Raw genomic sequence first — 16,984 nt, forward strand, 5'->3', positions numbered from 1 at the left:
TCGATGGCTCAGGATGTGACCACGGATGCCGTAGGCCCCGGTCACGGCCCGCAGAAGTCCGGTCCCGCCTCCGAACACACCTCCCGCGAGGTCCTCGTCTCCATTGGCGCCCTGCTGCTGGGCCTGCTGATCGCCGCGCTCGACCAGACCATCGTCTCCACGGCCCTGCCGACCATCGTCAGCGAACTCGGCGGCATGGCGCACCTGTCCTGGGTCGTCACCGCCTACATGCTCGCCTCCACCGCGGCCACCCCCCTGTGGGGGAAGCTCGGCGACCAGTACGGACGCAAGAAGCTCTTCCAGTACGCCATCGTCATCTTCCTGATCGGGTCGGCGCTGTGCGGGCTCGCCCAGGACATGCCCCAGCTCATCGGCTTCCGCGCCCTCCAGGGCCTGGGCGGCGGCGGACTGATCGTGCTGTCGATGGCGATCGTCGGCGACATCGTCCCGCCCCGCGAACGCGGCAAGTACCAGGGCCTCTTCGGTGCCGTCTTCGGCGCGACCAGCGTGCTGGGCCCGCTGCTGGGCGGCCTCTTCGTCGACCACCTCTCCTGGCGCTGGGTCTTCTACATCAACCTCCCCATCGGTCTCGTCGCGCTCGTCGTCATCGCCGCCGTCCTGCACATCCCGGCACGCTCCTCCAAGCACACCATCGACTACATCGGCACCTTCCTCATCGCCTGCGTCGCCACCTGCCTCGTCCTCGTCGCCTCCCTCGGCGGCACCTGGGGCTGGGGCTCGGCCCGGATCATCGGCCTTGCCGTCCTCGGCGCCGCACTGCTCGCCGTCTTCGTCTTCGTGGAACGCAAGGCCGCCGAACCCGTCCTGCCGCTGGGCCTGTTCCACATCCGCACCTTCACGCTCTGCTCGGCGATCAGCTTCGTCGTCGGCTTCGCGATGTTCGGCGCGATGGTCTACCTGCCGACCTTCCTCCAGGTCGTCCAGGGCGTCTCACCGACCATGTCGGGCGTCCACATGCTGCCGATGGTGCTCGGCATGCTGATCTCCTCCACCGCCTCCGGCCAGATCGTCAGCCGCACCGGCCGCTGGAAGGTCTTCCCGATCGCCGGCACCGGCGTCACCGCCATCGGCCTGCTCCTCCTGCACCAGCTGCACCGCACCAGTTCCACCTGGGAGATGAGCATCTACTTCTTCGTCTTCGGCGCCGGTCTCGGCCTGGTCATGCAGGTGCTCGTCCTGGTCGTGCAGAACGCCGTCAGCTACGCCGACCTCGGCGTCGCCACCTCCGGTGCCACCTTCTTCCGCTCCATCGGCGCCTCCTTCGGCGTCGCGATCTTCGGCACGGTCTTCACCAACGGGCTCGACAACAAGCTCGCCGCCTCCCTCGCGGGTGTCCAGCTGCCCGCCGGGGCCGGCGTCGCGCAGCTGGAGGCCGACCCGCGGGCCATCACCGCGCTCCCGGCCGGCATTCGTCCCCGCGTGCTCGACGCCTACGCCGAAGCCATCACCGACGTCTTCCTCTACGCCGTGCCGATCGTCCTGGTCGCCTTCGTGATCGCCTGCTTCCTGAAGGAGGACAAGCTCCGCACCTCGGTCACCGCACCCGATGTGACCGAGACCCTGGCCTCCAACCCGGTCCATCGCTCCTCGCGCGACGAGGTCGCCCGCGCACTGTCGGTCCTCGGCACCCGCGAGGGCCGCCGTCACGTCTACGAGAAGATCACCGCGAAGGCGGGCTACGACCTGCTGCCCGCGGCCAGCTGGCTGCTGCTGCGGATCAAGAAGTACGGCTCCACCGAGCCCGCGCTGCTCGCCGAGCGCACCAACGTGCCGCTGAAGGCCGTCACGGACGCCGCCCGCCAGGTCGAGGGGCGCGGGCTCGCCACCCGGGAGGGGCTGGCGCTGATCCTCACCGACAAGGGGCGCGAGACCGCCGAGAGGCTCGCCGAGGCCCGGCAGGAATCCCTTGCCGAGCTGCTCGGCGACTGGTGGGGCCCGGACCGCCCGACCGACCTGATCAAGCTGGTCGAGGAGATCAACACGGAGCTGTGCGGATCCGACGCCGAGGAGCCGTACGACGCCGCGCCGCGACGGGATCACGCCGCGCACTAGAACCGGTGCCGTGTGAGAAACCAGTGCCGTGCGGTGGGCTCCTGCGGAGTCAGACCAGGCGCTTCTCGAACCAGTGCTCTGCGTACGGGCCCGAGTTGTACGCGGGTATCTCCGCGTACCCGTGACGCGCGTACAACGCGCGGGCCTCGACGAGATCCGACCGGGTGTCCAGCCGGACCCGCTCCGCGCCCAGCGCACGGCCCTGTGCCTCCAGCGCTTCGAGCAGGGCCGCCCCGCCGCCGGTACCGCGGGCGCGCGGGTCGACGTACACCTTGGTGAGCTCGGCGGTGGCGGGGTCGAGCAGGCGCAGACCGCCGCACGCGAGGGGCTCGCCGCCGCGCCGGCCCACGACGAACCGGCCCGTCGGAGGGAGCAGCCCGTCGTCCGGGAAGTCCAGCAGCCCCTGGTCGATCTCGGCCTCGGTGACCTGCCGGTTCCAGTACCGGCCGGCGACCTCCGCGTAGTACGCGCGGCGCAGGAGGGTGGCGTCGGGAGAGGTGACGGGTTCGGGGACGACGGTCCACGACGCGGAGGCCGTCGACGCGGTGGTGGTGACGGGCGCGGTGGTCGTGAGGTGGTCGCTGCCGAGCTTGTCGTCGGCCCAGCCGAGCTGGTCACTGTGTGTGTTGATCGTGTTCATGGAGTCATTGTGGAGTTCGCGGCGGAACTCCCGCGTGGAATATCCACAACGCCGGGCCGATGATAGGAAAAGGACATTTCGCGCGTACCCGGAGGGTGTGAAACGCCATGGCAGAGCATCCCGACTGTGCCTTGATCCGCCGCGGTTACGAGGCCTTCGGCAAGGGCGACATGGAGATGATGGGCACGCTGCTGACGGCCGACGTGATCCACCACGTCCCCGGCGGCCATCCCCTGTCCGGGCACCACAAGGGCCGCGAGAACGTGCTCGACTTCTACCGCCGGCTCGGCGAGGAGACGAACGGCACCTTCCAGGTCCACCTGGAATCGGTACTGGCGGACGGGCGGGGGCACGTGATGAGTTTCCACACGGCGCGCGGTGACCGCGGCGACCGCGGCATCGAGATCCGCCAAGGGCTCTTCTTCACGATCGTCGGCCACAAGATCACCGACATCGACCAGTGCACCGCGGACATCGACGAGGAAGACGCCTTCTGGGGCTGACGCGGAAGACGCCTTTCGGAGCCGACGCATCCGTCGCACGTCCGCCAGCGGTGCGGGGGTGCGGGGCCCGAGCCCCGCACCCCTGACGGGTCATGCCTTCTTCGGTGCCGCCTGCTGCACGACCTCGAACGACCACACCGTCGACGCCGAAGCCGCCGGCTTCGGCCGCTCGCCGCCGCCCTCGCCGCCCTCGGAGCCCGCGCCGCCGCCCGCGCCGCCACCCTGGTGAGCGGCCTTCATCGGCCCCTCCATCCACGCCTGGAAGTCCTCCTCCGAACGCCAGCGCGTGTAGACGAGGTACTGGTCGGTGCCCTCCACCGGGCGCAGCAGCTCGAACCATTCGAACCCGTCCGAACCCTCCACCGTCCCGGCCCGAGAGGCGAAGCGCCGCTCCAGAACTTCCCGCTGCTCGGCGGGAACCGTCAGTGCGTTGATCTTCACGATGCTCATGGGAGCCATCCTAGGTATCCCGCGGGAGATATCGTCGTGCGGGTAATGGAGCGCGGCAGCCAGGCAAAGTCAGGGTTGCGGTCAACAGGGCGGGAGGCCGGCGAGGCGTGGCTAACGCGGCAGAGCACAGCGGTGCGAACGGACATGCCGGAGTCATAGGCGATAGCGGCAGGCTGGGGGCGGCACGCCTCCTGCTGTGGGCGCTGGCGGGCGCCCTCGCCGTCAGACAGGCGGCCGCGGTGCTGCGGGTGCCACCCGGCGAGTGGCTCAGCGGCCTGCACCTTCCCGCAGCCCTCCCCGGCTCGCTCTACGACTCCGGGCAGTTCGCCGGCACCCCCTTCGCCGGGCTGGTCCTGAAGCCGCTCGTCGGTTTCGCCGCCCCCTCCCTGGAGGTGGCCTGGACCTGCGTGACGCTGCTGTGCGTCGCCGCGATCGGGCTCGTCGCCGCGCGCGGCCTGCCCGACCCGGTGCCGCGGCGCACCGCGCTGCTCGCCGCGCCCGTGCTGACCGCACTGATGATGGTCTCGCTGCCCGTCCGCGAGGCCGCCTCACCGGGCCAGACCGCCGTCCTGCCGGTGCTGCTGGTGCTCCTGGCGGTCTTCCGCGTGCCCGGAGACCGGCCCGCGGGCTTCCTCGTCGGCCTCGCGGCCGCGCTCCAGCCCGCGCTGCTGCTGTTCGCCCCGCTGCTGTGGCTGTCCGGGCGCCGCCCCGCGGCCCGCACCGCCGCCGTGACCTTCGCCGCGGCCACCGCGCTGTCCTGGGCGGCCATGCCGCGCGACTCGTGGACGTACTGGGCCGAGCACCTGGCCGGCACCGGCCTCGGCGGAGCCCCCGACAGCCTCTCCAACCAGTCGCTGCACGGCGCGCTGCTGCGCCTCGGCCTGAGCGGCCCCGTCGAGATCCTGCTCTACGCGGCCCTCGCGGGCGCCGTCGTCTGGTTCGGGCTGCGCCGCGCGGTCCGCTACGCCCGCGACGGCCAGCTGCTGCTCGCCGTCGCCGTCACCGGCTGCGTGGCCGTCGCCGTGGCCCCGACGGGCTGGCGCCACCAGCTGCTGTGGGTGCTGCTCGCCGTCGCCGGCAAGGTGGGCCGGCGCGCCGCCGACCGGCCCGTGTGGCCGGTGGCCGTGGTCCTCGCCATGACCCTGCCGAGCTCCGTGCTGCTGCCGAACCTGGCCGCGCTGGCCCCCGTACGGGACAACGTGCTGCTGCTCGCCGCGCTCGCCGCGGCCTGCGCGGTACCGTTCCTGCCGCGCTCGTCGCCGTACTGGCGCGAGCCCGTACCGACCGCCTACGGGCGGCCGGCCGCCGCCCGCTGGCAGCGGGTGCCGCTGCTGCCGTTCTGGCGGCGCGTGCTGTCCCGCCCGAACCTGCTGCTGGAACTCCTGCTGATACGGGTCGGGTACTCGCTCTACTCGCACATCCGGGCCGCCGCGCCCACCAGCCGCACCCTCGCCGAAGGCAACGGCAGCCAGATCCACGGAATCGAGCAGGCGCTCGGCATCGACATCGAGCACGCCGTGAACCACGCCGTCGTGAACACGCCCTGGCTGGAGGCGTTCTTCAACTTCTACTACACCTCCTTCCACTTCGTGGTGCCGCTGACGATCCTGGCGGTCCTGTACTGGCGGCGCCCCGGCGACTACCGCTGGGCCCGCGCCTCCCTGGGCCTGGCCACCGTCCTCGCGCTCGTCGGCTTCTGGCTGTACCCGCTCGCGCCGCCGCGCCTGATGCCCGGCCTCGACTTCATCGACACCGTGCACGGACCGCAGGACCTGGCCAACCCCTCGTACGGGGCCATGACCGCCATCTCCAACCAGTACGCGGCCATGCCCTCGCTGCACTTCGGCTGGTCCTTGTGGTGCGGGATCGTGATCGTCGTGCTGGCGCCGAAGGGCTGGCAGAAGCTCCTCGGGGCGCTGCACCCGCTGATCACGGTGTGCGCGATCGTCGCCACCGCCAACCACTGGGTGCTGGACGCGGTGGGCGGCGCCGTCGTCGTGACCGCTGGCTTCGGACTCGTGTACGCGCTGTCCGGGCCGCGGAAACTCCAGGTGAGCCTCCCGGGGCAGCGCCGGAGCGACGAGGAGCAGCCGGTACGGGCCGGGGCGCGCAGCTCGTAGGCGCCTTCGGGTTCGGGGGCGCCCTCGGGGGCGCGACGGTCAGGGTGCCGGCGGGATGTTCTGGTTGAGGCGGAAGAGGTTGCCGGGGTCGTAGCGGCGCTTCAGCTCGCGCAGGCGCCGGTACTTCTGCGCCCCGTACGCCTGCTCGACGCGCTCCTCGCCCTCCTCCATCAGGAAGTTCGAGTAGACCCCGGTGTGGTGGGGGGCGAGGGCCGACCACAGGCCGCGCGCCCACGTCCGCTCGGCCTCGAAGCCGTCGGCGCCCTCCGTCGTCCCGTTGATGTTGAACGTGTGCCCGGCGCCGCGCCCGCCGAAGGCCGTCTCGTCCTCCCCGACGCGGGCGATGGCCCCGCCGAGCTGGAAGATCGGGAAAGCGGTGAGCGGCGAGACGATCCGGGCCGCGTGCTCGGCCGTACGGTCGATGACCTCGTCGGTGAGCCGGTCGACGTCGCAGGACTTGAAGTAGTACCAGCGGCCGTGCGGGAACGACGGGTCGAACATCGCCTGGTGCTCGGTGAACGGCTTCGGCGCGCACAGGTCCAGCACGGGGGCGGTGCCGGACTCGCGCAGCGGGCGCAGCACCTCCTGCCCCTCCTCCACGGGCCCCGCGTAGCAGCAGACCACCATCACGACGGGCTTCCCCCGCAGTTCCGGCGGTACGTAGTCGACGGCGGGCGCCTTGCGGTGGACGATCGCCGTGGTCAGCTCGTCCGGTACGTCGGTGATCCACTCGCGGTAGAAGCGCAGCAGGCGCGCCGACTCGGCCATCGGCCAGACCACGGGCCCCGCCAGCACCACCGGCCCCAGCGGATTGAGGCGGAACTCGAACTCGGTGACGATCCCGAAGTTCCCGCCGCCACCGCGCACCCCCCAGAAGAGATCCGGGTTCTCGTCCGCGCTCGCCTTCAGGAACGTTCCGTCGGCGGTCACCAGGTCCACGGAGAGCAGCTGGTCGATGGTGAGCCCGTACTTGCGCATCAGCCAGCCGATCCCGCCGCCGAGCGTGAGCCCGGCCAGACCGGTGTGCGTGACGATCCCGGCCGGGACGGCCAGCCCGAACACCTGCGTCTCCCGGTCCAGCTCGCCGAGCAGCACCCCCGCCTGCGCCCTGACCGTACGGGCCTCCGGGTCCACCCGGATCCCGCGCATCGGGGAGAGGTCGATGACGATGCCGTCGTCGCACACCGACTGGCCGGGGAAGCTGTGGCCGCCGGAGCGCACGGCGAGGGGGAGGCCGGAGGCGGCCGCGAAGCGGACGGCGTCGATGACGTCGGCGACGCCCGTGCAGTAGGCGATGAGGGCGGGGGAGCGGTCGACGGAGCCGTTCCAGATCCGACGGTCCTCGTCGTAGGAGGGGTCTCCGGGCCGCACCTGCCGGCCCCGGAAGGACTGGCTGAGCATGGCCATGTGTTCAGTCTGGCACTGGGGGATCGGGCGTGCCCGGGCGCTGGCCGCTGGGCTTGGCGGGGCTGGTTTGGGCCGAAGGGGCGCCGGGGCGCTGCTTGGCCCCGGCGCCCCTTCGGCTGGATCGCCGCTGTCTGTCAGGATCGCTTGGTTCGGGCCGGTCCGCCACTTGGTGGGCGGGGGGCCGTGCCGCCTGTGCCTCGACCGGGCTCAAAGATCGGGGCTCCGCCCCGGACCCCGCTCCTCAAACGCCGGAGGGGCTGGATTTGGGGGCGCTGCCCCCGACCCCCCGCGCCTCAAACGCCGGCGGGGCTGGAGTGGTGCGGCCGCGCTGGATTTGGGGCGGCTGGGCGTTCCAGGGGGCGGCAGGGGCCGGGGCGTGGGTGGAGGGGGCCCCTGCCGTCCTGGGGCCGGGTCAGCCGTGGGTGGTGACCCGGAGTTCCTTGATGCCGTTGAGCCAGGCGGCGCGCAGGCGGCGCGGGTCCTCGCCCGTCAGGTGGAGGTCCGGCAGGACGTCGGCCAGCGCGTTGAAGATCAGGTCGATCTCCATGACCGCCAAGGACTTGCCGAGGCAGAAGTGCGGGCCACCGCCGCCGAAGCCCAGGTGGGGGTTGGGGTCGCGGGTGATGTCGAAGGCGTCCGGGCTCTCGAAGACCTCGGGGTCGTGGTTGGCGGAGGAGTAGAACATCCCCACCCGGTCGCCCGCCTTGATCTTCTGGCCGCCGAGTTCGGTGTCCTGCGTGGCCGTGCGCTGGAAGGACACCACCGGCGTGGCCCAGCGCACGATCTCCTCGGCGGCGGTGGACGGCCGGGTCGCCTTGTAGAGCTCCCACTGGTCGGGGTGGGTGAGGAAGGCGTGCATGCCGTGGCTGATGGCGTTGCGCGTGGTCTCGTTGCCCGCGACCGCCAGGAGGAGGACGAAGAAGCCGAACTCGTCCGAGCCGAGGTTGCCCTGCCCCTCCGCCGCGACGAGCTGCGTGACGATGTCCTTGGCCGGGCACTCCTTGCGCTGGGCGGAGAGGTTCATCGCGTAGCCGATGAGCTCCATCGCAGCGTTCGCGCCGACCTCCTCGGTGATCGCGTACTCAGGGTCGTCGTACGCGATCATCTTGTTCGACCAGTCGAAGATCTTGGCGCGGTCCTTCTGCGGTACGCCGATCAGCTCGGCGATGGCCTGCAGCGGGAGCTCGCACGCCACCTGGGTGACGAAGTCGAAGCTGCCGTCGGCGGAAACGGCCAGGGCCTCCTCGGCGATCTTCCGGGCGCGGTCCCGGAGCGCGTCCTCCAGTCCGCGGATGGCCCGCGGGGTGAAGCCGCGCTGCACGATCTGGCGTACGCGGGTGTGTTCCGGCGGATCCATGTTCAGCATGATCAGTCGCTGGGCATCTATCGCATCACGCTGGATGTGCTCGTTGAAGCGGATGATCGCCGTGTTGGTGGTGGAGGAGAAGAGCTCCGGGTGCGTGGACACGTACTTGACGTCCGCGTGCCGGGTCACGACCCAGTAGCCCTCGTCGTCGAAGCCGGTGACGCCCCGCCGCTGGGGGCACCACCACACGGGTGCGGTCTGCCGCAGCTGCGCGAACTCCGGGAGGGGGACCCGGCTTTGGAGCAGGTCGGGGTCGGTGGCGTCGAAGCCTTCGGGCAGCGCGGGACAGGACATCGGGGCAACTCCAAAGTCTGACGGCCCATCAGAAGTTGGCTTGAAGGTAGTAACGAGTTCCAGAAGTGACAAGGGCCGCGGCGCCAACTGTTGCGTGTGGAATCCGTGCAGGGCACGTGCAAGACCCTTGCGTGCCGGGGCTCCAGGTCATAAGACTGCGGGGAGAACTAGAACGCGTACTAGTTCGGGGCGGGGCGCCGGGACGGCCCGCCGCGCTGGCGCTGTGCAGGAGAGGACGAGCTCATGGCCGCGGAACCCGTCATCGTCGAAGCCGTACGCACCCCCATCGGCAAGCGCGGGGGCGCGCTCGCCAACCTTCATCCCGCCTACCTGCTCGGTGAGACCTACCGGGAGCTGCTGGCCCGTACCGGAATCCAGCCCGACTGCGTCGAGCAGATCGTCGGCGGCACCGTCACCCACGCCGGCGAGCAGTCGATGAACCCCGCCCGCAACGCCTGGCTCGCCATGGGCCTGCCGTACGAGACCGCCGCGACGACGGTGGACTGTCAGTGCGGCAGCTCGCAGCAGGCCAACCACATGGTCGCCAACATGATCTCCGGCGGGGTGATGGACATCGGGATCGCCTGCGGCGTCGAGGCGATGAGCCGTGTGCCGCTGGGTTCGGGATCCAAGCACGGTCCGGGCAAGCCCTTCCCGGACGAGTGGAACGTCGACCTCCCGAACCAGTTCGAGGCCGCCGAGCGCATCGCCCGCCACCGCGGCCTCGGCCGCGAGGACGTGGACCGGCTCGGCGTGCTCTCCCAGGAGCGCGCCGGGATCGCCTGGGCCGAGGAGCGGTTCAAGCGGGAGACCTTCGCCGTGCAGGTGCCGACGACCGAGGAGGAGCAGGCCGCCGGGCAGGGCATGTGGCGCCTGGTCGACCGCGACGAGGGTCTGCGGGACACCAGCATGGAGGCGCTGGCCCGGCTCAAGCCGGTCATGCCCACCGCCGTGCACACCGCCGGGAACTCCTCGCAGATATCCGACGGGGCCGCCGCCGTGATGTGGGCCTCCCGCAAGATGGCCCGCGCGCTCAAGCTCAAGCCGCGCGCCCGCATCGTCGCCCAGACCCTCGTCGGCGCCGACCCCCACTACCACCTCGACGGACCGATCGACGCGACCCGGGCCGTGCTCGGCAAGGCCGGCATGTCCCTCAAGGACATCGACCTCGTCGAGATCAACGAGGCCTTCGCCTCCGTCGTCCTGAGCTGGGCCCGGGTCTTCGACCAGGACCTGGAGAAGGTCAACGTCAACGGCGGGGCCATCGCCCTCGGCCACCCCGTCGGCGCCACCGGCGCCCGGCTGATCACCACGGCCCTGCACGAGCTGGAGCGCCGGGACAAGGAATTCGCGCTGATCACCATGTGCGCGGGCGGTGCGCTCGCGACGGGCACGATCATCCAGCGCCTGTGACCGTCTGCGCAGCCTGAGCGCAGGCGCCTCTGAACCCCGTGGGATGGGATGCAGAAGGCCCCGGCGGCCGGACCTGGGGAGGCCGGCCACCGGGGCCTTCGTATGTCTGCTGGTGGTTTAGTACCAGTGGTTGGCGGACCAGAAGTTCCAGGCGCCGACGGGGCTGCCGTAGCGCTCGTTCATGTAGTCCAGGCCCCACTTGATCTGGGTGGCCGGGTTGGTCTTCCAGTCGGCGCCCGCGGAGGCCATCTTCGACGCGGGCAGGGCCTGGGCCAGGCCGTACGCGCCGGAGGAGGCGTTGGTGGCGGTGTGGTCCCAGCCACTCTCATGCGAGATGATCTTGTCGAAGGCGGCGAACTGGGCCGGGTCCTTGATCATCTGCTGGGCGATCGCCTTGGCGCTCGTCGGGGCAGCCTGCGCGGGAACCGCGGCAAGCATGGAACCGGCGACGCCCAGGGCGAGGACGGAACCCACGAGGGTCTTCTTCGAAGCGGCGATGCGGCGGATGACAGCGTTGGACACGGAGGAACCTTCCACAGGGGACAAGGGCGGTCGCGGCATGCCGGAGCATGCGTGAGCCACTCACGCGGTGGAGAGGGGTTCGTCGGCGGCGGGTGAAGCACCCGTGCCGCCCGGCGACTCATCCAGTTCTACCGACGACGTGGCGCCCTGGCAAAGGTCTCGTGTACTAGCCGGCCTCGCAGTCGAGGCCGGGGGGTGGGCGTGAGGGGGGTTGGCGTGGGCGCTTCGCGGTCCACTACCGCCGTTCGTATGTGACCTGGGTCCTGTGGGGCGCCTCACCGCCCAGGGCCCCGAATGTCACCCTCCGGAACCGTTCGTACCCCTCTCGGGAGCGGGCTCGCGGTCCGAGACGGCACCCGGATCGAAGGAGACGGGCGCGTCGAAGGCGGCCTTCCGCGTCGCCCGCCGCAGGGCCCTCAGCAGCGTGGCCCCCAGCGTCAGCGTCAGGACGACCGTCAGCGCCGCCCGGCCCAGGTCCCAGCCCACCGAAGTCGCCAGACAGTACGCGACGAACCGCGCCAGGTTCGCGGGGACCGGATCGCCCGGGTGGAACGAGATGCCCTGGCCCATGCCCTGCAGGAGCACCCATCCCTGCAGGTTCATGACCGTGCCGTACGCGAACGAGCCCACGAAGCCGTACGCCGCCAGCACCAGCAGCTCCACCCGGCCGCGTAGCCTCTCCGGGCCCGGCAGCAGCCCGGCCCCCAGCGAGAACCAGCCCATGGCCAGCATCTGGAACGGCATCCACGGCCCGACCCCGCCCGTCAGCAGGGCGGAGGCGAACATCGTCACCGAGCCCAGGACGAACCCGAAGCCGGGACCGAGGACGCGGCCGCTGAGCACCATCAGGAAGAACATCGGCTCCAGCCCGGCCGTACCCGCGCCCAGCGGCCGCAGCGCCGCCCCGACGGCGGCGAGCACACCGAGCATCGCCACCGCCTTGGCGTCCATGCCGTTGTCGGCGATCGTCGCGACGACCACGGCCACCAGGAGGGGCAGGAGCGCGGCGAAGAGCCAGGGGGCGTCCTGGGAGTGGGCGAGCCCCGACTGCCGGTCGGCGAGGAGCGGCCAGCCGAAGGCCGCGATCCCGATGAGGGTGACGAGGACCAGGGCGACGGCGGCCCGGGGACCGATGCGGACGGGGCGGGCCGGGCGGGTGGAGCGGGCGGGGCTCACTGGGCTTCCGTCGTATCGAGGGCTGCGGCCACCTGGCTCACCGTGAGCCAGTGGCCCGGGGCCAGGATCTTCGCCACCTGCGGAGCGAAGGCCGGCGAGGACACGACGACCTCGGCGGTCGGGCCGTCCGCGACGACCTCCCCACCGGCCAGGATCACCACGCGGTGGGCCAGCTCGGCGGCCAGCTCCACGTCGTGGGTGGCGAGGACGATGGCGTGGCCGTCGGCGGCCAGGCCGCGGAGGATCCCGATCAGGCGGACCTTGGCGGCGTAGTCCAGGCCGCGGGTGGGCTCGTCGAGGAGCAGCAGGGCCGGGCGGCCGGTGAGGACCAGCGCCAGAGCCAGGGCCAGGCGCTGGCCCTCGGAGAGATCACGGGGGTGGGTGTCGTCGGGGACGTCCGGGAGCAGCGCGGAGACGAGGGCGCGGCAGGTGCCGGGAGCCGCGCCGGCGTCGGAGTCGGCGGCGGCGCACTCGGCGGCGACGGTGTCGGCGTAGAGGAGGTCGCGGGGCTCCTGCGGGACGAGGCCGACGCGGCGGACCATCTCGGGCGGGGGCGTGCGGTGGGGGGTGCGGCCGCCGACGGTCACCTCGCCGGTGGTGGGGGCGAGCGTGCCGACGAGGGTGGCGAGGAGGGTGGACTTGCCGGCGCCGTTGCGGCCCATGAGGGCGATGGTCTCGCCGGGGGCCACGGTGAGGTTGATGTCGCGGAGCACGTCCGTGCGGGTGCGGCGGACGCCTAGGGCGCGGGTGTGGGCCGGGGCCGCTCCCGGGGCGGGGGTGCTCGGGGTCGGGCCCGGGCTCGGCGTGCCCCGGCGCCGTAGCCGCGCGAGCAGTCCGGGCGCGCCGCCGCCGGGGCTCCGCCCCAGACCCCGCGCCTCAAACGCCGGCGAGGCTGGAATGTGCGGCGAGGCTGCGAGATCGGGGCTCCGCCCCGGACCCCGCTCCTCAAACGCCGGAGGGGCTGAATCGTGCGGCGCGGGGTCCGGGGCGGAGCCCTGGGAGACGGCGGGAACGGTGGGCCCGGGCAGGGCTGCCACCGAGTCAGACAGGCGGGCCAGGAGCGGCGCGGCCAGGCGGCGGGCGTCGCGGATGGAGAGGGGGAGGGGGGACCAGCCTGCGAGGCGGCCCAGGGAGACCACCGGGGGGTGGACCGGGGAGACGGCCATGATCTCCGCCGGGGGCCCCAGGACGGGGGACGCGCCCGGCGACGGCAGGAGCAGCACCTGGTCGGCGTACTGGACCACCCGCTCCAGCCGGTGCTCCGCCATCAGGACGGTGGTGCCGAGGTCGTGGACGAGGCGCTGGAGGACCGCCAGGACCTCCTCCGCCGCCGCCGGGTCCAGCGCCGACGTGGGCTCGTCCAGGACCAGGACCCGAGGGTGCGGGGTCAGGACCGAACCGATCGCGACCCGCTGCTGCTGGCCGCCGGAGAGCGTGGCGATGGGCCGGTCACGGAGTTCGTTGAGGCCGAGGAGGTCCAGGGTCTCCTCCACCCGGCGGCGCATCACCGCAGGTGGCAGGCCCAGGGACTCCATGCCGTACGCGAGTTCGTCCTCCACCGTGTCCGTCACGAAGTGGGCCAGCGGGTCCTGCCCGACCGTGCCGACCACGTCCGCGAGCTCCCGCGGCTTGTGCGTGCGCGTGTCACGGCCCGCGACCGTGACCCTGCCCCGGAGCCGGCCGCCCGTGAAATGGGGGACCAGCCCGGACACGGCCCCCAGCAGGGTGGACTTGCCGACCCCCGACGGGCCGACCAGGAGGGTCAGCTCGCCTTCCGGGATCACCAGGTCGACGCCCTGGAGGGAAGGCCCGGCCGCGCCCTCGTAGGTGACCGACACCTGCTCGAAGCGGATCACAGCGACGCCTCCTTGGGCGGTACGGGTGCCACGAACGCGGGCAGCAGGCCGATCAGGATCGCCGCCGCCGGCCACAGCGGCAGCGTGGGCGCCACCAGCGGGACCACCCCCGGGTGCAGCGCGGCCGGGTCGACGGAGCCCGCGCGGATGAGGAGCGCGGCGACGGCCGCGCCCGAGCCGGCCACCAGCCAGGCGCGCGGCCCCCAGCGGTCGGGCCGGTAGCGGGTCCGCACCGACCGGCGCCCGCCGAGGCGCAGGCCCGCGAGGGCCAGGACCGCGCCGATGCCGAGCACGGGGAGCCCGTACGCGGCGCCCTGCGCGGCCAGCAGCCCGTACGTGCCCGCGCACATGCCGAGGAGACCGCCGAGGGTGAGGACGTTGGTGGTGTGCCGGACGGCCGGCGGGACCTTCGCCGTGCGGCCGTAGCCGCGCGCGTCCATCGACGCGGCGATGGCGACGGAACGCTCCAGGGCGCCCTCCAGGACCGGCAGGCCGATCTGGAGGATCGCCTTCACCCCGCCGGTGGGGCGGCCGCGCAGCCGGCGGGCCGTCCGCAGCCGGACCACGTCGGCGACCATGTTCGGCGCGAAGGTCATGGCGACGACCACTGCGACCCCCGCCTCGTACAGGGCGGCGGGCAGGGACTTCAGCAGCCGCGCCGGGTTCGCGAGGGCGTTCGCGGCGCCCACGCAGACGAGGAGGGCGGCCAGCTTCAGGCCGTCGTAGAACGCGAAGACCAGCTGCTCGGCGGTGACCTTCCCGCCGAACCGGATGCCCTGCGCCCAGGCGGGCAGCGGGATCTCCGGGAGCGTGAACAGGGTGTGCGCGCCGGGGACGGGCGAGCCGAGCAGCATGGAGAACAGCAGGCGCAGGCCGATGACGACGAGGCCGAGCTTGAGGAACGCCCCGTAGGAACGCGCCCAGGGCGCGTCCGTGCGGCGGGCCGCCACCACGTACCCGGCGACGCCGACGATCAGCCCGAGAAGCAGGGGGTTGGTGGTGCGGGAGGCGGCGGTGGCGAGCCCGAGGGCCCAGAGCCACCAGGCCCCGGCGTGCAGGGCGGTGGCCCGGCCGGCGAGCGGGGCCTGCCATTTTCTCTTGTACGTCGACCAGCGCGGGGGATCCTGCGCCGCGGGCAGGCTCCGGCGGGCCGGGGTCACGTCGTCGCGTGCGGCGCCGCGCCTGTCTTTCAGCCCCTCCGCACGCTCGCCCGTCATCGGGTGCGGCGGCGGGATTGCCAGAGGGCGGCCGCGGCCAGGGCGGCCACGGCTGCGATGCCCGCCAGCAGGCCCGCCGACGGGCCGCCGTCGTCCGGGGCCGCGGCGGCGGGCGCCGCCGACGCGCTCGGCGCCGGGGCGTCCGCCATCGGTTCGCCGCAGCCCTGCCTCGGGTAGCCCGAGATCGCGCACAGCAGGGCCGCGCTGTTGTAGCGCAGCGGCTTCGCGACCGATGCCAGCGCCTCGGCCGCCGTGGCCTCCGCGGCCACCTGCGCGCACGCGGTGCGCGGGGCGTCCTGCGGCGGGGCCTCGCCCGCCGGGGCGTCCGCGGGCACGCCGAAGTCGACGACGAGCGCGACCCGCTTGCGGCCCTGCGCCGGAGGGGTGGAGCCGCAGACGGCCTCGAAGTCGGCCGCGGCGCGCGGCTGCGCCGCCTGGTCCGCCGCGTCCTTGCTCACCGAGAAGCGGAACCCCTGCACGGAGCCGTCCTTCGGGCGGGCCATCGAGGGGCCCTGCGTGGCGTACGACCAGCGGCCGCCGCCCGAGCCGTCCCAGAACGACCAGTAGCGGTAGCCGGCCGCCAGCGCCGGAGCGGCGGCCAGCACGGCCAGGACGCTCCCGAGGGCCAGCGCCAGAGCGAGGGCCACGGCGGGCCGGCGGCGGCGCATCAGAGCTGGTTCTTCTTCCGGCGGCCGCTCAGCAGGATGCCGATGCCCACGCCGGCCGCGCCGCCCGCGCCGATGATCCACCAGAGGTTCTGGTTGTCGGACGACTCCTCCTTCACGGGGGTGGCGTCCGTGTCCGCGCCCTGCGGGGCCGGGCCGGTCGCGTTCAGCGCCGCGACGAGGTCGGTGCCGCCGAAGGACTTCGGGTCGGTGCCCGTGGCGTGCGCGGCGAGGATCAGGGTGCCGAGGGCGGCCGGCTTGCCCGTGGACCACTCGGCGGAGTTGGCCTTCAGCCACTCCAGGGCGCCCGCCGCCGACTGCTTGTGCCCGGCCGCGGCCAGGGCGATCACCGCGTCGACGGTGTTGCCGGTGTCCGGGGTCGGCTGGTCGGCGCCCGGGGTCACGGCCGTCAGGTGGCCGTCCTTCTTCAGGGCCTCGGCGAGGTAGCCCGCCGCGCCCTGGGCCGCTGCCGCCGGGTCGACGGTGCCCGCCGCCGGGCAGGTCGGCGCGGCCGCGGGGGTGTCCGTACCGGAGGGGACAACGGCCGAGCCCGTGCCGAGGCCGGCCAGCACGGCCGCGGCGGAGGCGTCGCCGTTCGCGAGCAGCTTGCCGTCGACCGGCTGGAACGCGAACGCGCCCCGGTCGCCGGCCGGCTCGGCGGCGCAGCCCAGCTGGAAGGAGAGCAGCGCCTCGTAGGGGGTCTTGCCCGCCTTCGACTTGATCTCGGCCGGCTTCTCGCCGGCCGCGGTCAGGGCGCTGATCACGAGGGCGGTCGAGTTGGCGTCGGTGCCGCTGTCCATGGCGCCGCCCGGGTTGGAGCTCCAGCCGCCGTCCTCGTTCTGTACGGACTTCAGCCAGCCGACGGCCTTCTTGACGCTCTCACCGTGGCCGCCGAGCGCGGTCAGCGCCTGCACGGCGGCGGCCGTCGCGTTGGAGTCGATGTACGCGGTCGCGTCGCAGTCCTTGGCGGTGTCCGCGCGGAAGGCGGGGAAGGAGCCGTTCGCGCACTGCTGGCCGGCCAGCCAGTGCACGGCCTGCGCGGCGGGCTTGATGCCGACGGTGTCCTGGGCGAGCAGCGCGAAGGACTGCCGCCACACGCCGTCGTACATGGGGTCGTCCTTGCCGTACAGCCCGGAGGGGATGACCGGGGGTGCGGAGGGGGAGGCGGGCGGCGCGGTGTCGGCGAGGGCTGCGGGGGCGACACCCACGCAGAGCACGGCGGAGGCGGCGAGCGCGGCTGCGCTGCGGCGGACGTTCATGGGGGAGGGTGCCTCTCCTGCTG

Annotated in this window: 14 protein-coding genes; 4 read left to right on the plus strand and 10 right to left on the minus strand. The window is 72.9% G+C overall.

Annotated elements, in window-relative coordinates:
• The first annotated feature begins 3 nt into the window (after positions 1-3).
• Entirely contained in the window at positions 4-2,073 is a 2,070-nt protein-coding gene (locus ACFYZ4_RS28415) for an MFS transporter (RefSeq protein ID WP_351302926.1), read from the plus strand.
• Positions 2,074-2,122: 49 nt separating this feature from the next.
• On the opposite strand, the gene ACFYZ4_RS28420 is transcribed toward ACFYZ4_RS28415, so the two are convergent.
• Positions 2,123-2,713, minus strand: a complete 591-nt coding sequence (locus tag ACFYZ4_RS28420; protein WP_390785172.1) for a GNAT family N-acetyltransferase — start codon at positions 2,711-2,713, stop codon at positions 2,123-2,125.
• 107 nt (positions 2,714-2,820) lie between these two features.
• Here ACFYZ4_RS28420 and ACFYZ4_RS28425 point away from each other — a divergent pair, with 107 nt between their 5' ends.
• Positions 2,821-3,216, plus strand: a complete 396-nt coding sequence (locus tag ACFYZ4_RS28425) for a nuclear transport factor 2 family protein (RefSeq protein WP_351302920.1) — start codon at positions 2,821-2,823, stop codon at positions 3,214-3,216.
• 90 nt (positions 3,217-3,306) lie between these two features.
• Here ACFYZ4_RS28425 and ACFYZ4_RS28430 read toward each other — a convergent pair whose 3' ends face one another.
• Entirely contained in the window at positions 3,307-3,666 is a 360-nt protein-coding gene (locus ACFYZ4_RS28430; protein WP_351302918.1) for an antibiotic biosynthesis monooxygenase, read from the minus strand.
• 107 nt (positions 3,667-3,773) lie between these two features.
• Here ACFYZ4_RS28430 and ACFYZ4_RS28435 point away from each other — a divergent pair, with 107 nt between their 5' ends.
• Positions 3,774-5,786: a bifunctional glycosyltransferase 87/phosphatase PAP2 family protein gene (locus tag ACFYZ4_RS28435; protein WP_351302915.1), complete on the plus strand. Its 2,013-nt coding sequence runs from the start codon at positions 3,774-3,776 to the stop codon at positions 5,784-5,786.
• A 39-nt stretch (positions 5,787-5,825) separates the two neighbouring features.
• On the opposite strand, the gene ACFYZ4_RS28440 is transcribed toward ACFYZ4_RS28435, so the two are convergent.
• Both ACFYZ4_RS28440 and ACFYZ4_RS28445 read right to left on the minus strand, forming a co-directional pair.
• Positions 5,826-7,193 carry an FAD-binding oxidoreductase gene (locus ACFYZ4_RS28440; RefSeq protein ID WP_390785173.1) on the minus strand — a complete coding sequence of 456 codons (1,368 nt, stop codon included), beginning with the start codon at positions 7,191-7,193 and terminating at the stop codon, positions 5,826-5,828.
• Positions 7,194-7,605: 412 nt separating this feature from the next.
• Complete coding sequence (locus ACFYZ4_RS28445) at positions 7,606-8,853, minus strand: cytochrome P450 (RefSeq protein ID WP_351302909.1); 1,248 nt, start codon at positions 8,851-8,853, stop codon at positions 7,606-7,608.
• 243 nt (positions 8,854-9,096) lie between these two features.
• Between ACFYZ4_RS28445 and ACFYZ4_RS28450 the strand changes: the two genes are divergently transcribed.
• Entirely contained in the window at positions 9,097-10,266 is a 1,170-nt protein-coding gene (locus tag ACFYZ4_RS28450; RefSeq protein ID WP_351302906.1) for a steroid 3-ketoacyl-CoA thiolase, read from the plus strand.
• A 117-nt stretch (positions 10,267-10,383) separates the two neighbouring features.
• Here ACFYZ4_RS28450 and ACFYZ4_RS28455 read toward each other — a convergent pair whose 3' ends face one another.
• From ACFYZ4_RS28455 to ACFYZ4_RS28480, 6 genes are all read right to left on the minus strand, one after another.
• On the minus strand, positions 10,384-10,827 hold the full coding sequence (locus tag ACFYZ4_RS28455) for a transglycosylase SLT domain-containing protein (RefSeq protein ID WP_384343659.1): 444 nt from the start codon (positions 10,825-10,827) through the stop codon (positions 10,384-10,386).
• A gap of 258 nt (positions 10,828-11,085) precedes the next feature.
• Complete coding sequence (locus ACFYZ4_RS28460) at positions 11,086-11,964, minus strand: ECF transporter S component (protein WP_390785174.1); 879 nt, start codon at positions 11,962-11,964, stop codon at positions 11,086-11,088.
• Positions 11,961-13,820 (minus strand): ABC transporter ATP-binding protein, encoded by a 1,860-nt coding sequence (locus ACFYZ4_RS28465; RefSeq protein WP_390785175.1) that lies wholly within the window; start codon positions 13,818-13,820, stop codon positions 11,961-11,963. The genes ACFYZ4_RS28460 and ACFYZ4_RS28465 overlap by 4 nt, the downstream gene beginning before the upstream one ends.
• The gene (locus ACFYZ4_RS28470; protein WP_390785176.1) at positions 13,817-15,037 is read right to left on the minus strand and encodes an energy-coupling factor transporter transmembrane component T; all 1,221 of its coding nucleotides are present in this window, start codon (positions 15,035-15,037) and stop codon (positions 13,817-13,819) included. Before ACFYZ4_RS28470 ends, ACFYZ4_RS28465 begins: the two co-directional genes overlap by 4 nt.
• Complete coding sequence (locus tag ACFYZ4_RS28475; RefSeq protein ID WP_351304500.1) at positions 15,034-15,705, minus strand: SCO2322 family protein; 672 nt, start codon at positions 15,703-15,705, stop codon at positions 15,034-15,036. The genes ACFYZ4_RS28470 and ACFYZ4_RS28475 overlap by 4 nt, the downstream gene beginning before the upstream one ends.
• The gene (locus tag ACFYZ4_RS28480; RefSeq protein ID WP_390785177.1) at positions 15,705-16,961 is read right to left on the minus strand and encodes a prenyltransferase/squalene oxidase repeat-containing protein; all 1,257 of its coding nucleotides are present in this window, start codon (positions 16,959-16,961) and stop codon (positions 15,705-15,707) included. Before ACFYZ4_RS28480 ends, ACFYZ4_RS28475 begins: the two co-directional genes overlap by 1 nt.
• Positions 16,962-16,984: the final 23 nt, after the last annotated feature.

Origin of the sequence: Streptomyces sp. NPDC001513 (assembly GCF_042894695.1) — a bacterium.
Taxonomy (GTDB): domain Bacteria; phylum Actinomycetota; class Actinomycetes; order Streptomycetales; family Streptomycetaceae; genus Streptomyces.

Excerpts from the sequence above, each read along its gene's own strand:
- ACFYZ4_RS28475 (WP_351304500.1), bottom strand. The coding sequence starts at position 15,705 with ATGCGCCGCCGCCGGCCCGCCGTGGCCCTCGCTCTGGCGCTGGCCCTC.
- ACFYZ4_RS28480 (WP_390785177.1), bottom strand. The coding sequence starts at position 16,961 with ATGAACGTCCGCCGCAGCGCAGCCGCGCTCGCCGCCTCCGCCGTGCTC.
- ACFYZ4_RS28420 (WP_390785172.1), bottom strand. The coding sequence starts at position 2,713 with ATGAACACGATCAACACACACAGTGACCAGCTCGGCTGGGCCGACGAC.
- ACFYZ4_RS28415 (WP_351302926.1), top strand. The coding sequence starts at position 4 with ATGGCTCAGGATGTGACCACGGATGCCGTAGGCCCCGGTCACGGCCCG.
- ACFYZ4_RS28425 (WP_351302920.1), top strand. The coding sequence starts at position 2,821 with ATGGCAGAGCATCCCGACTGTGCCTTGATCCGCCGCGGTTACGAGGCC.
- ACFYZ4_RS28445 (WP_351302909.1), bottom strand. The coding sequence starts at position 8,853 with ATGTCCTGTCCCGCGCTGCCCGAAGGCTTCGACGCCACCGACCCCGAC.
- ACFYZ4_RS28450 (WP_351302906.1), top strand. The coding sequence starts at position 9,097 with ATGGCCGCGGAACCCGTCATCGTCGAAGCCGTACGCACCCCCATCGGC.
- ACFYZ4_RS28440 (WP_390785173.1), bottom strand. The coding sequence starts at position 7,193 with ATGGCCATGCTCAGCCAGTCCTTCCGGGGCCGGCAGGTGCGGCCCGGA.
- ACFYZ4_RS28430 (WP_351302918.1), bottom strand. The coding sequence starts at position 3,666 with ATGAGCATCGTGAAGATCAACGCACTGACGGTTCCCGCCGAGCAGCGG.
- ACFYZ4_RS28455 (WP_384343659.1), bottom strand. The coding sequence starts at position 10,827 with ATGCCGCGACCGCCCTTGTCCCCTGTGGAAGGTTCCTCCGTGTCCAAC.
- ACFYZ4_RS28470 (WP_390785176.1), bottom strand. The coding sequence starts at position 15,037 with ATGACGGGCGAGCGTGCGGAGGGGCTGAAAGACAGGCGCGGCGCCGCA.